Annotated in this window: 10 protein-coding genes; 5 read left to right on the forward strand and 5 right to left on the reverse strand. The window is 60.1% G+C overall.

Annotated elements, in window-relative coordinates:
* Window positions 1-4 precede the first annotated feature (4 nt).
* Window positions 5-1,408 (forward strand): succinic semialdehyde dehydrogenase, encoded by a 1,404-nt coding sequence (locus ACXIUA_RS09890; RefSeq protein WP_457976722.1) that lies wholly within the window; start codon window positions 5-7, stop codon window positions 1,406-1,408.
* Window positions 1,409-1,414: 6 nt separating this feature from the next.
* On the opposite strand, the gene ACXIUA_RS09895 is transcribed toward ACXIUA_RS09890, so the two are convergent.
* Together ACXIUA_RS09895 and ACXIUA_RS09900 are read right to left on the reverse strand one after the other, a co-directional pair.
* Entirely contained in the window at window positions 1,415-2,194 is a 780-nt protein-coding gene (locus tag ACXIUA_RS09895; protein WP_457976723.1) for a MerR family transcriptional regulator, read from the reverse strand.
* A gap of 34 nt (window positions 2,195-2,228) precedes the next feature.
* Complete coding sequence (locus tag ACXIUA_RS09900) at window positions 2,229-4,106, reverse strand: AAA family ATPase (protein WP_457976724.1); 1,878 nt, start codon at window positions 4,104-4,106, stop codon at window positions 2,229-2,231.
* Window positions 4,107-4,715: 609 nt separating this feature from the next.
* On the opposite strand from ACXIUA_RS09900, the gene ACXIUA_RS09905 reads away from it, so the two are divergent.
* Window positions 4,716-5,408 carry a hypothetical protein gene (locus tag ACXIUA_RS09905; protein ID WP_457976788.1) on the forward strand — a complete coding sequence of 231 codons (693 nt, stop codon included), beginning with the start codon at window positions 4,716-4,718 and terminating at the stop codon, window positions 5,406-5,408.
* A gap of 384 nt (window positions 5,409-5,792) precedes the next feature.
* On the opposite strand, the gene ACXIUA_RS09910 is transcribed toward ACXIUA_RS09905, so the two are convergent.
* Both ACXIUA_RS09910 and ACXIUA_RS09915 read right to left on the reverse strand, forming a co-directional pair.
* Window positions 5,793-6,836 (reverse strand): 5-methylcytosine restriction system specificity protein McrC, encoded by a 1,044-nt coding sequence (locus tag ACXIUA_RS09910; protein ID WP_457976725.1) that lies wholly within the window; start codon window positions 6,834-6,836, stop codon window positions 5,793-5,795.
* Entirely contained in the window at window positions 6,833-9,025 is a 2,193-nt protein-coding gene (locus ACXIUA_RS09915; RefSeq protein WP_457976726.1) for an AAA family ATPase, read from the reverse strand. The genes ACXIUA_RS09910 and ACXIUA_RS09915 overlap by 4 nt, the downstream gene beginning before the upstream one ends.
* A gap of 158 nt (window positions 9,026-9,183) precedes the next feature.
* On the opposite strand from ACXIUA_RS09915, the gene ACXIUA_RS09920 reads away from it, so the two are divergent.
* Window positions 9,184-10,455: an HtaA domain-containing protein gene (locus tag ACXIUA_RS09920; protein ID WP_457976727.1), complete on the forward strand. Its 1,272-nt coding sequence runs from the start codon at window positions 9,184-9,186 to the stop codon at window positions 10,453-10,455.
* Here the strand turns inward: ACXIUA_RS09920 and ACXIUA_RS09925 are convergent.
* Window positions 10,452-11,744 carry a hypothetical protein gene (locus tag ACXIUA_RS09925; protein WP_457976728.1) on the reverse strand — a complete coding sequence of 431 codons (1,293 nt, stop codon included), beginning with the start codon at window positions 11,742-11,744 and terminating at the stop codon, window positions 10,452-10,454. The genes ACXIUA_RS09920 and ACXIUA_RS09925 overlap by 4 nt on opposite strands.
* 469 nt (window positions 11,745-12,213) lie before the next feature.
* Here ACXIUA_RS09925 and ACXIUA_RS09930 point away from each other — a divergent pair, with 469 nt between their 5' ends.
* Both ACXIUA_RS09930 and ACXIUA_RS09935 read left to right on the forward strand, forming a co-directional pair.
* Window positions 12,214-13,359, forward strand: coding sequence for an ImmA/IrrE family metallo-endopeptidase (locus ACXIUA_RS09930; RefSeq protein ID WP_320072426.1), 1,146 nt, complete (start codon window positions 12,214-12,216; stop codon window positions 13,357-13,359).
* Window positions 13,360-13,845 carry a DUF4411 family protein gene (locus ACXIUA_RS09935; RefSeq protein ID WP_070975723.1) on the forward strand — a complete coding sequence of 162 codons (486 nt, stop codon included), beginning with the start codon at window positions 13,360-13,362 and terminating at the stop codon, window positions 13,843-13,845. It begins immediately after the preceding gene.
* Window positions 13,846-13,979: the final 134 nt, after the last annotated feature.

Raw genomic sequence — 13,979 nt, forward strand, 5'->3', positions numbered from 1 at the left:
CTGCATGTCAGTACAGCACGCTTTCGACACTGCACGCGCGGCACAGCGCGCCTGGGCGACGACACCTCTTCGCCAGCGCAGCCGCATCTTTCTCCGCTACCACGACCTGGTGTTGGCGCACCGCGACGAATTGGTGGACCTGATCCAGCAGGAGACAGGTAAGGCGAAACACAACGCGTTCGACGAGGTCATGGACGTTGCGATTACCGCCCGCCACTACGCGTACCGCGCGAAGGCGCTGCTGACGCCAGCCCGAGTGCGGGGCGCTATGCCGGTGGTGACATGGACCGAGGTGCACCGGGCACCGAAAGGCGTGGTGGGAGTGATTGCACCTTGGAACTACCCGCTCTCGTTGGCGGTGTCGGATGCGGTGGCGGCACTGATTGCGGGCAACGCCGTGGTACTGAAGCCGGATACGCAAACCCCGCGCACCGCGCAGCGCGCCCACCAGCTGCTGGTGCAGGCTGGGCTGCCAGCCGACCTGTTCCAGGTTGTGGAGGGAAGCGGGCGGACGGTGGGGCAGGAGATTGTGAAGCGGTGCGATTTCCTCATGTTCACAGGGTCCACCGCCACCGGCAGGAAGCTTGCCGCGCAGGCCGGGGAGCGTCTGATTGGGTTCTCCGCTGAGCTGGGCGGGAAGAACCCGCTGCTGGTTCTGGCTAGCGCGGACCCCGAGACGGCGGCGCGCGGCGCCGTTGACGCCTGCTTCAGCAATACCGGTCAGCTGTGCATCTCCGTGGAGCGGATCTACGTGGACCGCGCCGTGGCGGACGAGTTCCTTGCGTGCTTTGTGGCGCTGACGAAACGCCTGCGCATTGGGCACGGGTGGGGTGACGATGTTGGCTCGTTGATTTCTGCGGAGCACCGCTCGCGTGTCGACGCCTTTGTCCACGACGCCGTGGACAAAGGCGCCACCGTCCTGGCTGGTGGGGAGGCGTTACCCCAGCTCGGGGATACGTTCTACGCACCGACCATCCTCGTGGACGTCCCGGAGGACGCCGATCTGTACCGCGAGGAAGTGTTCGGGCCAGTCGTCTTTGTGGAGGTGGTGGATGGGCCGGAGGTGGGCGTCGAGAAGATGAATGACACCGACTACGGGCTCAACGCTTCGATTTGGGGCGCGGAGGACGAGGCGCGCATGGTCGCGGAGCATGTGCATGCGGGAACCGTGAATATCAATGAGGGGTACGCGGCCGCGTGGGCGTCGATGGACGCGCCGATGGGCGGGTGGAAGCAGTCTGGTGTGGGGCGACGTCACGGTGATGAGGGGCTGCTGAAGTACACCGAGGCGCGCACCGTGGCGGCGCAGCGCTATTTGCCGCTCGGCGGGGTCGGCGCTGGCGGCGGCAAGCGGGTCGCGGACGCGATGGCGCTTGCGCTGCGGCTGGGGAAACGCCTGCTGCGCTAGGCCCGGCTAGGACGAGCTCTCTGTGCTGTGGCCGGTGGCGTGCGCGATGGCGTCGGCGAGCCACTGCGCCAGGCCAGGTTGGCGTTCTTCGTAGTAGCGCTTGAAGCGTTCATCGGCGATGTAGCCGCGCGAGATCTGGAACTGCATCTCCGGGGTGACGTCGAAGAACTGCCCGATCACCTTCCGGTGCTGTTCGACGAGTTCGGCGGCTTCCGCGCTGTCGGTGGGCACGTCGCGGCGAACAGCGTCGGCGAGTTTGGTATCGATGGCGTCGAAACGCTGCTTGCTGTCCTCCCAGTCGCTCGCGCCCCAGTTGCCGGTGCGGCCCTGGTACTGCGCCCAGCCAGCTGTATCGCCGTAGGCCTCTTGCGCTTCGGCTTGATGTTCGGCGTAGTTCGGGTCGCCGAGGATCTCGCCGATTTCTTCGAGGGTTGGCTTGTGATTGTTCATTGCTTGCTCCAATAACTTTTCGACGGCCACCACCATCCCATCGATCCGCGAACGCTCCTCAAGCAGGCGTTCGTGTTGCCTGCGCAGGTGTTCCCGGTTCGAGGTGGGGTGGGATAGTACTTCTTTGATTTCAGACAGTTTCATACCGGTGGTCCGGTAGACCAGGATGTGCTGGATGCGCTCCAGGTCATCTGGCGTGTACAGCCTGTAGTTTGACCAGCTGCGGTACACAGGTTCGACGAGGCCGGCCTGCTCCCAGTGGTGCAGGGTGCGCACCGTGATCCCGAATGCGTTGGCTACTTCGCCGACTGTGTACAGCGCTTCGTTGTTGGTCATGGCAGCCATTGTGCAGTCTGACGTTACGTCAGGGTCAAGCTTTGCTCTCGTCGATCTTGGAAAGCAGCTCGTCCGGGCCATACAGCGCGGTGATGTCGGCGGGGATGAAGAAGTCTTCGGTGAAGAACTGACCCTTGGATGCGAACTCCCTGTTCACCCACGCGCCGAATGCATCCACTGGGATGAGTGGTATGCCGTACTGGCTGGCGGTCAGGTCGTCGGTGATGAGGGCGTCGCAAAGTGAGATGGGGATTTCCGGGCTGTACACGAGGCCGAGCTCGTCGCACAGGTACGCCATGCGCGCACCGTCGGTGATGTGGATCCCGTTGATGACGATCGATCCACGGAACGCCACCTGGTGGCCTTCCTCGAGGATGTCCGCGAGGAAGGTCTCGTAGGGCGAACCCGTGTAGTACCTATACCAGTCCTCAAAATCGGCGAACGAGACGATCGGGATGCCCAGCTCCCGGGCGGTTCTTGCCTTGCGCGACATGGATGCCGGGTCCCACGCTACGAGGACATCGCACGTGGTTGCAGAGACGCTGTCTTCGAAGATGAGCCCGCACGACTCGCAGGCGGAGATGAGCTGCTCTTCGCCGTCGTAGAAGCTGATGGCTTCGCGGCAGCCCGTAAACACCACCCTCATGCCTGGGGAGAGCAGCGCAGCAATGTCGATGTTTTGCTCTTCGCCTTCCGGGAGGGACACCTGCGTCAGCCCTGTCATGATGGCGCGTTTGCGCACCTCCTCTTCGGCCCGCTTCGTCCAAACGCCGCGAGACATCCCCCAGGAAGAAAGCCGCAGGGCAGTCTGCTGGAGCATGCGTTGGTCGCTGACTTCCACGCCGGAGCCGGAGAAAGCTGCCCATGCGTTATCGGAGTCGGTCGCGCGAGTTTGATCGAGCTTGAGAGGAGCGGCGGGCGCCCAAAACGGCTGGAAGAGTGCGCCTTCTTGTGCATCGGATGCGTCGGGTACCGGCCGCACGTAGGGGATCTCGACGTCCCCCGAGAGGAAATCGAGCGCCATGGAGTGCGCGCGCTCGATGACGTCGCTGCCCTCAACAACGATGTCGAGTGCTTCGGCGTCGATACCGTCGCCGAGTTCCATGTCGAGGCCCCGGGCCTGGTAGCGGCCCGCATCCTGGGCCATCTCTAAGCGATCGCCGACGACAATGCCACCTGCAGCCTGCCGTAGCAGCAGCGGCCAAAAGTCCTCGAGTTGCGGCGCGATAGCAACCCCACCCGGAGGAACCTCGTTGTCGAGGCCGAACTGCCCCAAATCCGACATCGGGTTGAGCCACGTGCCAAAGTCCGCAACGATCTGGCCACGCTCCACAACCACCGCGTGAACGCGAACGACGTGGTAGCTGACGTTAAAACTGACACCGTCAAAGGAGAGGAACACATAACGCTCGGGATCCGGTTCTGGCTCTTGCACCATCGATCCCAGCGGTGAGTCGGACCTAGCCAATTCTCCCGCAGCGATGAGCTGTACGCCCCCAAACGGCTCGTTATTCTTTCGCACGCGCTGCAGGGCCACGCTCATCATCAACAGGAGCTCGGTGTTGAGGTTGTGGGCGTCGTCGATAACTAATGTCTCAACCAAGCTGAGCAGCAGCTTTGCACCGCTGATGTCCCACTTGCCGCCGGGCAGGACGTCGTCGAGCGTCATGAAGGGATCGAAATTGAATGCAGAGTCGATCGTCAGCCCGCTGATGCCGTTCGCCGCGCGTCCCAGCAGCGCGACGGGCAGCACTCGTTTGCGCTGGCTATCGGGTAGTGCGTCGTTCACCTCCATGAACGTGCGCAGCAGCGTGGACTTGCCGGTGCCGGGCGCGCCGTCGATCACAACGCTCTCGCCGTTGAGCATCGACGCGAGCGCATGCTCGAAGTCCTGCGGCATCGAAATCGCCATGACCTGCACCTTTCGCATCAACTATCACTTGTTGACTTCATTGAAGCATGCAGCCCCGACATTGCACGGGCGATGTTCGAACGGGGGTTCGCGGTGTCGAAACATGGCAGAAACACAGGAGCCCCGGGTGCATGCTTTCGCAGAGGCGCCTCGGGGCGTTCGAGGGCATTCTATCAAGTAACCATGGATAAGGGGATACGCACATCCAATTGACGGGGTGTTGTGGGGGTACCTTTTGGCTCTTGGTCTGGTTGAGTGGGGTTAAAGCGTGAAGAACTTTGGGATGAATCTCTGTATGGGGCGTTTTCTGGGGCCAAGACTTAAGCGCCCTGGATTTAGTTCCGCTTCTTTTACTACTCTGTACTGACGAGGGGGAAGGACAGGTTGAATCGAAAGTCAACACATTCAATCGAGCAACCTAACTTCTAAGGAGCATCATGCGAAATCTGGAGAATTGACTTGGACTTCATCAATACTAAGCCCAGCCGAGATTTATTCACTCGGAGCCAAGTACACAAAGTTGGAAGCAACCTGCGCAAAGGTCTCCCATATGACGAGGAGATTCTTCTTCGATTTCTAGAGCATCAAGCCCTACTCTGCGATTCCTTGATGGAAATCGCAACAAACACAGTCAAGTGCCTAATTTATCCACTCAATGAAAAAGAAGGCTTGGTGAAGCCTGACTCAGGCGATTATGTCTTTGCTGCCAGGGTGAAGACATTCGGCACGCTTGTAGAAAAACTCAGAAGGATGCCGACATATCCATTGGAAAATATCTGGGATGTGTCAGGCCTCAGACTCGACTGTGATTTAACCTTGTCCGAGCAAACTGAGATAGCTGAGCTATTTAGAGAAGACTTTCTGAATGCTGGTGCAAGCACTGTGCAGATTAGTGATATGAGGGAAAATGCACACTCTGGATACCGGGCTATTCATTTGCATATAGTTGCACCGGCGGGTCGAGCTGAATTTCAGATTAGAACCGCCATGCAGGCTCAATGGGCGAACCTGTATGAGGTCGCAGCTGATATTTACGGAAGGGATATTCGCTACCTGGAATTCGGGGCAAAGCCCACCGGTGAGGCTCAGGAACACATGAAGCTTTTGCATGAGGCCTCTGATGTTGTCCATGAAGCGGAGAAAGTCGTTGACAGGGTTTTCATCCCGTTCAGCTCCGAAAGGAGAGACGGATCACTACATTCGGAGATTCGCCAGTTAAGGAGCCGTGCGTATGACATACTTGAGGCTAGACTTTCGGAATTAGTGAGAGTACGGTCAAACATCGCACAGGAAGGAGAGTGAAAAGCCCTATGCCAGCATTCTTGATTGAATACCATCGCAAACAGGGAACTGTCCGGTGTAAGAAGTTTGATTCGCTTTCTGAGGCTACGCGTGAGCGACTGCGTTTGGACCGAGACAATACTGACCCCGATGTTGAGATTGTGGCGGTTGCTAGTGCCAGTGAAGAAAACCTCCGTCAGTCTCACTCCCGATATTTCTCCGGTGTCTAACAGATACGTGTCACACCTTGTGATGTAGCCGCCGCGACGACAAAATATCCCCTCCACCCAACACCATACTTGGATGGAGGCCTTTCTCATGCCCAAAAGTCGACCGCTACCCCATGTGCATCAAAGTTGTGCGGGAGGGGGTTCCTTCGTTTTCTGTCGGGTCAAAGCCCCTGCCTCACAACCCCTCGACCGCCCCGAGGAATCCCGCGAGGATCTCGCGGTACGTGCCGTGCAGGTCTACGGTGGCGAAGCGGAACGGATGGCCCTGGATCACGACAGTTTCGTTCACCGCCTCGCCGATGACCGGGTGCAGCAGCACACCCCGGGTGTGTGGCCCGAAGCCTGGGTTGGCCTGCTGACTCATCACGTAGGAGTAAATCTGATACAGGTAGCCCGAGCGGAACTTGCCGGCGTGGTATTGGGTGGGCTGCAGGATCTCGTTGAACTTGGTGTCGAGGATGATTGGGGGCGCGCCGGGCGGGCGCAGGATAATGTCGGTGATCATGCCGGGCAGCAGGGCAGCGTCGTCGACGGCGGTGGAAGAAAGGTCCCAATGCAGGCGCGTCCCACCGCTAACGTTCCAGGTTGGGAGGTTGGCAGTGTAGGCGCCGAGGGCGGCAGCCTCGAAGAGGAGGCGCATCTGGGGGTCGCTAATGTCGGAAGATAACGTGCGCAGTGACCCGGCTTGTGTGTTGGGCACGGCGAGGTCGTGGATGAGTTTCGCGGCGGCGATCATGCGCAGGTCGGCGGAGGTGTTGCGGTCGTGCTCGAGGGCGGCGACGGCACGGCCGTCGGGTTTCATTGCGCTCACACCGGCGGCGCCGAACTGATCGGCAAGGTGGTGGCAGCGGGGGTCGGCGCCGGGGAAGCGGGTCGCGCGAATGAGCGCGGAGCGGACCAGCCTGTTGGTCGGAGTATCGAGGGAGACCTCGTCGAAGTGGCAGCGGATGCGGCCACGTGTGAGGAGCTGGTCGCGCGCGGTGCCAAGCAGGTCGATCTTGCCTCGTACACGGCGGATGTCCGCGGTGTGGCGCTCGAATCCGACGCGCAGTCCGTTGCGGAGGCGGTGTTGGGCGGCGTCGGCAAGGATGGTTGAGACCAGCTCAATAACATCCTTATCGACGAGCTCCGCGCCGGACAACGCGATCCCACCGTCGCGGTACAACTTCGACGCCAGCAGCTGTAGCAGCCAGACGTTGCGGACAGGGATGGGCGTCACGCTTGAACGCTTCCCGCGTGTAGTGCAGCCGTAAGCTGGGACTTCGCCTTCGCTACTTTGTCGTGATTATCAAACCAGTACTCCTCGAGTAGTGGCAGGATCTCGGTGTCGGTGACTACCTGCAGCCAGGCGCGGGTTTTCGCGGGGGCGTCCACGTTGGCTTGGGTGTCGATGCGTTCGGTGGGGACGATGTAGCTGTGGCCGATTTGGTACTCGGGGCCCAGCAGCTGGTCGTCGTGGATGTCCTGGTTCAGGTCGGCGAGGGCAGCGCGGTAGGCGTCGGCGATACTCGCGTCGTAGCCGAGCTGCGTGACGTACTCCAACCAGCGGTTGTTGATCTGGGGGTAGAGGTTGGTGAAGGCGAAGCGGCGTCGAAAAGCCATGTCGACGAGTGCGAGCGAGCGATCCGCGAGGTTCATCGTGCCGATGATGTAGAGATTCGGCGGGAGGTAGAACTGCTCGTCGGTCCGCGGGTAGATGAGCTGCATTGCGGCGGCCGGGACACGCTTAGTGTTCTCCATGAGGGTGAGCATCTCGCCGAAGATCTGGGCGGGGTTGCCGCGGTTGATCTCCTCGATGATCATGACATAGCGGGTGTCCTGGTCTGCGCGGGCCCGTTCGGCGAGGGTGAGGAGGGGGCCGTCGATAAGCTCGAGGCTGCCGGTCGGCGATGGGCGGTACCCGCGGACGAAATCCTCGTAGCTCATGGAGGGGTGGAACTGCATGACCGTGAGCGAATCCGTGTTTTTCTCCCCGATGAGCGCGTACGCGAGGCGGCGGGCGAGCCAGGTTTTGCCCGTGCCGGGAGGGCCCTGGAGGATGAGATTTTTCTTCGCTTCGAGGCTGTGCAGCATGCTGGTCAGCTGGGCTTCTTCGAGGAAGCAGCCGTCGTCGATGATTTGGCTGACGTCGTAGCTGTTGTCGGTGGACTCGGCAGCGGGCTCGTCCTCGATGATGGTGGCTGGCTCCACGCGGTGCACGAACGCCTCGTGGGAAAGCTCTACGATGGTGCTTGGGCTTTCGGCACTCTCGCTGATCCAGTCAGTGACGCTGTCGAGCGTTGCGACGTACTCATCGCCAGTCATTGCGCGGTTGAGATTGAGCGTTTCTGGGTTGGGGTACTGTTCGTTGAGGTAGCGCACATTCTGCGAATCGACGGCCACAAACTTCCGCGGGCGCAGGTAGAACAAGCCCATCGTGATTTGCACGACGGAGTTGCGCCGGGCCGCATCAAACGTTGCGACGAAGGCCTCTTCGTCCGCGTCTGTTCCCGAGTCCGCGTAGCGGATAGCTGCCTCGGCGAGATCCCACAGCTGCTCCACGTTGCTTTCGGAGTCATCAGCGTCTTTGGCTGGGAAGTGCATGAACCACGAATTGAGGTTGTTCAGAAGCGGGACGCCGCTAAACCCAGTCGGCGCCGGGGCCTCGATGCCAAAGACCTGCTTGTATGCCTCCGCGATGCGGAGGCGGTTCGCGTCGATGATGCTCCGATTGAACGGGGCGAAGACCGTAAACGGATCAATATCGCGGACCCGAGTGCCGTCACTGTAGCGCTCGTTGGAGGGAAGTAGGAACTTGAACAGGTCCGGCTTGCCACTGACCGTCCCGCACTCCAGTACCTTATCCAGCAGTTCGGCGCGGCTAGTTCTGTACGTGAGCACGGTATTGGCGAGCTGTTCGTAGAACGGCACCCAATCAAACACCGGTTGTTTGGTCGCAGGGTTGACGCCTCTGAGTAGATCAAGGATCTCCTGTCTGCCGTTTCGCACCTCAAAGAAGGACATCCCAGACCCGAGCGTGTTCAGCGTTGACTGGGACAGGTTGGCACGCGGGATGTCGACGTGCTTCCACTCCACAGGCAACCGGTGCGGCGCCGTCGGGCCCTGTTCCTCGAAGTAGTACGGCCCGGTAACCACGCCGATGCTCAGCGTTTTGTTTTCCCGGTTGCTCAGTACAACCACGTCACCGACCTGTGCCTGGCGAGAAAAGCGGTAGAGCACCCCGATGACCTGGCCACTTTCATATGCGGTTTTGGCAGGGAACCATTCACTGTAGGCGTCCCTGAGCGCGTCCTTGGAGGCGAAGCTTCGCAGGTCAACGGGGAATCTGTAACTGACGCCGACGCAGCCTTGCGCAATCGGATCAAAATCCGTCTTGTTGTTGTGGGCTCCCCACACGTGCTGGGCCATAACTCTCCTTCGACGTCCACTGAAGCGTGTTGCCTTTACATTAGCGGGAACGAACGCCCCAGAAACGCCCCCAAAACCCATTCGAAAACCTTTACTCCAAACCATATATTGCACTAAGGTAAGGCAAGCCTAATATTTATACGAGGAGGGTGAACCTTATGAAGAAGTCCCAACGCAGGATCTACGCCACGCTGCCAGTGCTGCCCGCGGTTGCGCTCACGGCAAGTCTCGCCGTCGCGCCGTTGGCCGTCCCGGCCCAAGCCCAGGAGGCTGGCACCACGGCCGTCGCGCCCGTCGCAGCAGCTCAGCCAGCTGGGGCAACACCGCTTGCCGACGCCAAATCCCAAACCCTGCAGTGGGAACTGAGCAAACGCGCCCTGCTGTGGGACGCTGCCGTGGAAGGGGAGGGCGTCTCCATCGTCCCGGTTGACGAGTCCGAACCGAACAACGGGAGCCTGAAGCTGACGAAGGCGACCGGCTGGGTCGACGAGGACACCAAAGCGCTGTCGGTGCAGTGGACTGGCCAGGTGACCTACACGATTAACGGGGCGCAAACGATCTCCTTCAAGGACTTCGCGCTCGAGGTCGATGCGGAGGGCGCCGGTAAGATTACGGCGGTCGTGAGTTCGGCGGACCCGAACCAGGCAGCAAATAATAAGGAAGCGAAGCGGGTCACCGTCGCGACGTTCAAGGGTGCCAACGTTGCCGTCGATGGCAAGACAGTGATGGTGGGGGCGACGCCGGAGTACGAAGGGGTCGTCTATAAGCGGGATGAGGACATTTCCTACCCGGATGCATGGCCGACTGAGCTGGTGAACAACGTGACGGACTCGGTGCGGTCGTGGTTCTACAACTCCGGGAGCAGGTGGGAGGACCAGAAGAAGCCGGCGCCGTTTGCTGTGACGCTGGAGCTCGGCGAGAAGCCCGAGAAGCCTGCCGAGCCGGAACCGGCACCAGCGCCAGGGCAGCAGCCAGAAGGCGGCATCCGCGATGCCTCGATTAACCGTGACGGCCACCTGATCCTGACCTTCACCAACGGCACGACCAAGGACCTCGGCAAAGTGGTGGGGAAGGACGGGCACGATGGTCGTGACGGCCGTGACGCGCCTGCCGGTCGAGACGGTAAGGATGGACGCGACGGTACCGCAGGAAAAGACGGCGCCCCAGGCAAGGAAGGCGCCGCAGGCGCCGCAGGCGTGGAGGGCAAGGACGGCCGCGGTATCGCGTCGGTGAAGACGGATAAGGACGGCAAGCTCGTTGTGACGCTGACGGACGGGACGGTGCTGCCGCCGGTCGAGATGCCTGCGGCGCAGCAGCAGGGCATGGCCCCGGAGTCGATTGTGGCGATTGTGCTCGGGGTCATCGCCACGCTGTTGGGTGGGTTCGCCGCGTTGCATACGCTCGCGGCGAGCATCCTGCCGAAGATCTAACGCTGCAGGTGCTTCAGTAGCGCCGCGATCACGGGGGATTGGGTAGCCAGGCCAGCAACGACGGCGAGTAGGGCCACCCCGCCCGCGATCAGCACCGCGCCCCACGCCGGGAACTTGGCAGGGGTAGCAGGGGCAGTGGGCAATGCAGGCTTAGCAGACTCAGCAGGCGCGGTAGGCGCTGCGGTCGTCGAAGTCGGGGTGGTCGGAGTGGTCGTCGGCGCCTCCTTCGCCTCTGCGACTTCGACCTGCACCGGGTTGGTCGGCATAGTGAAGCGTATCGCCTGCGTCGCGGGGTCGACTTCGTAGTCTTTCACGCCGGTCACCGACCATTTCGCCTTCGTGTTCAGGGGGTTCGCCAGGGTGACATCGGTGCCGGGCGCCACGTACTCGCCGTACTCGTGCGCGATGCCGACCGCGTACAGTCGCTGGCTGATCGGCTTATCGACGTCCCCTACGACAAAGCGCGTCGACACCCCGAAGTCTGTGGTGACGAACTTGCCGTTGACCCATCGGCTGGCGTTGACGGAGGCTTGGTAGACGCCGGGGTCGGCGTCGTCGAACTTGGCGGTGCGGGCGTTGGGGTCGGAAAGGTCGAGGCTGCGTAGTGTTTTGGCACTGGTGCAGTGTTCGACGCACTCGATCTGGGCGCGCCACGTTGTGCCGGGGACGGACTCGGGGTAGTCCCACGCGACGGTGACGTTGCGCTGCTGGTCGATCTCGCCGCGGACGTTGGATGGCGTCGCTACGTGGTCGGTTGTTACCGACGGCACCTTGAACGTGACGCCGCGGTCGAAGTAGCGTTCGCTGAGCGCCAGGGCGTGCGCCGCCATGATCCCGACCGTGTATGTTTGTCCAGGTTGCAGCGTGTTTGCCTCCACGAGCAGGTCGAGGTCCAGCTTCCCGCCGTTGTCTTCCATCACGGCGGCGGGGATCCAGCGAGCGACGAGCGCGTCGCCGTCGCCGGTCATGGTGGAGCAGTGGTTGAGGCGCCACACCCGCGTCGGCGTGAGCACCACGTAGACGCCGTTGGACGCCCCAGGCGTCGACGCCGGGTTGATCCCCGCCCCCTTCAGCTTGAACGTGATGTCCTTGGTTGGGTCGATGGTGTCGGGGCCGGTGACATCGAACTGCACGCCGAGGTTCGGGTGCCGCGTGTCGAGTTCGCCGGTGCAGCCGGGGGCGGTGGCGGCGTCGATAGTTGGGAAGGCGTGCGCGACCGCAACGTTGGGGCTGAGCAGCGCGAATAGGGTAGCGCCCGTTGCGACGCGACGCCGTGTGGATACGTTCAAGATGAGACTCCCCTCATTAGGTAACTTAGGTTAGCCTTATCTTAAATGTCTATCGCTATTGTGTGCAACGGTTTGCACGCTTTTTGATACTGCGAGACTGTGTCTGGCCAAGTCGTCCCGGGGGACACGACCCGAATTACGGAGGACATGATAACGAAAGCTCCGAAAATGTGTTCACGTTGTCCTTCTGGAAGCGAGGAGAACTTGCGATTTGTTGCGAAACGGTTGTAGCTGGTTTGATCTTGCAGCTTGGCGAAGTATATTCCCCGATTGCAATAAGAAATCCAGCCCACACTCTGAGCTTGGCTCGGAGGCGGGCTGAACGATTGACATGAATCCTAGCGTTCGTGAGGTTAGTTCCACAAGCATGAAAACTCGTTTGTATCAATTTGCTAGCTGTAGCTACCCAGAGATGTTTGTCGGGCTCCTCCGCTAAGGTAAAAACTACGTAACTAGCGGGAGGTGCGTGATGACTGTTCGAGTCGACATTGCAGAACCGACGCTGCGCTGGGCGCTGCAGCGAACCGGTAGCACGGTGGAAGAACTTGCCCAAAGAAGTGATTTTCGGTTGGTCCGGCAATGGCTGGAAGGCAAGGTGTCGCCGACGCTGCATCAGGCTGAGCACTTGGCATCGCTCGCATGTATCCCGTTTGGTTACTTGCTTCTCGACGGCCCCACGGACGACCAGCCGAATCTCCCAGATTTTCGCACCGTGGATAGTAAGAAAGTAACTGAGTTCAGCCCAGCGTTGAAGGAGACGATTTATACCTGTGAGCGCCGCTTGAGCTGGTATGCAGAATTTGCGCGCGCGGAAGGAATTGATCCTCCAAATTTCGGTGGTGCCTGGACACTGCGTGATAGCCCGGACGATGCGGTGTGTGCATTGTTACCCCAGCTTGCCGATGCCGGATGGAGGCCAGGTAAAGCGCCCACTGGTCGGGAGAATGTGCTGGAATTAGCGGATGCAATTGAGCACTGCGGTGTCTTAGTGATGCGGAACTCCGTACTTGGAAATAACAACCACCGCAAACTCGACATCGACGAGTTTCGTGCTTTCACACTGTTCGATGGCCCCTACCCCTTGATCTTTGTTAACGGCAGTGATTACAAAGTTGGGCAGTACTTCAGCCTTGCTCACGAGCTGGGCCACGTACTGCTCGCTGCAGAAGGTCTCACAGGTGCCATGAATGATCATCACGATGTGGAGCGATGGTGTAACAGGTTTGCAGCTGCCCTGCTTCTGCCACAGCATGCGTTGTTGCAGGAATGGGACAGAAATCCCGATCTGAAACGCATCACTGAATGGGCATACGATGCGTACCGGGTAAGCGCGGATACGGCACTGTGGTCCCTTGTGGGGCAGCGCCGCCTTGGCAAACCACAAGTGCAGGAATTCCTTCGGCAACGTCCCTCGAACCCTACGCCTCCGATTGTTAGTGGAGGCGGTGACTTCTTCGTCACGTTGAAGTCGCGGCTGGGTGGCCGATTTTTGGACACCGTCACCGGGGCATATGTAGACGGTGCAATTTCTGAAGAGGAGGCTTCGCGTCAACTGGGGATTGCCAAGACCGAGACGTTGAAGAATACGGTTACTCGTGCGCAGGGGGTCGCATAGATGTACCTCATCGATACGAATATCGTGATTGGTGCGTTCAACCATCGGCCACGGGACATTTTTGAAACGTACTGGCGGCAGTTCGATTCGTTTTTCTCCAATGGTCAGTTTTATTTTCACCAGACTGTAGAAGATGAGTTGCTGAAACGAGATGACGAAAAGTCACAGTGGCTGAGAAGCTTCGTCCCTACGTCGCAGGTTCTCACTGTGACGCAAGAAGAGGTTGACTCCTATCGTGCGGTAACACGATGGGTGCGTGATCGTAAGGATGCTCCCTATGAAGAAAGTGCAATTCGAGAATTTTTGCGCGTTGCAGATTCTTGGATAGTGGCGAGTGCGCATGCCCGAGACTTCATCGTGATCACCAATGAGACCCCGAGTCCGCGAAAACGAACGCGGGTCAAGCTGCCTGACGTTGCCAATGGCTTGGGAGTGCAGTGCATGACAGAGTTTGATTTCTTAAGGCAACAAAGCATTATTTTTTAAAACGGCCAATCCGACCCCACGCCACGCTCTATAACCCTTCGACCGTCCCGAGGAACCCCGCGATGATGTCCCGGTACGTGCCGTGCACACACTAGGAGCGGCCATATCTGGAACTGGGGTTAAAGAGGACGGCG

The organism is Corynebacterium sp. UMB8791, assembly GCF_054166365.1.

Excerpts from the sequence above, each read along its gene's own strand:
- ACXIUA_RS09890 (WP_457976722.1), top strand. The coding sequence starts at position 5 with ATGTCAGTACAGCACGCTTTCGACACTGCACGCGCGGCACAGCGCGCC.
- ACXIUA_RS09895 (WP_457976723.1), bottom strand. The coding sequence starts at position 2,194 with ATGACCAACAACGAAGCGCTGTACACAGTCGGCGAAGTAGCCAACGCA.
- ACXIUA_RS09900 (WP_457976724.1), bottom strand. The coding sequence starts at position 4,106 with ATGGCGATTTCGATGCCGCAGGACTTCGAGCATGCGCTCGCGTCGATG.
- ACXIUA_RS09905 (WP_457976788.1), top strand. The coding sequence starts at position 4,716 with ATGGAAATCGCAACAAACACAGTCAAGTGCCTAATTTATCCACTCAAT.
- ACXIUA_RS09915 (WP_457976726.1), bottom strand. The coding sequence starts at position 9,025 with ATGGCCCAGCACGTGTGGGGAGCCCACAACAACAAGACGGATTTTGAT.
- ACXIUA_RS09920 (WP_457976727.1), top strand. The coding sequence starts at position 9,184 with ATGAAGAAGTCCCAACGCAGGATCTACGCCACGCTGCCAGTGCTGCCC.
- ACXIUA_RS09930 (WP_320072426.1), top strand. The coding sequence starts at position 12,214 with ATGACTGTTCGAGTCGACATTGCAGAACCGACGCTGCGCTGGGCGCTG.
- ACXIUA_RS09935 (WP_070975723.1), top strand. The coding sequence starts at position 13,360 with ATGTACCTCATCGATACGAATATCGTGATTGGTGCGTTCAACCATCGG.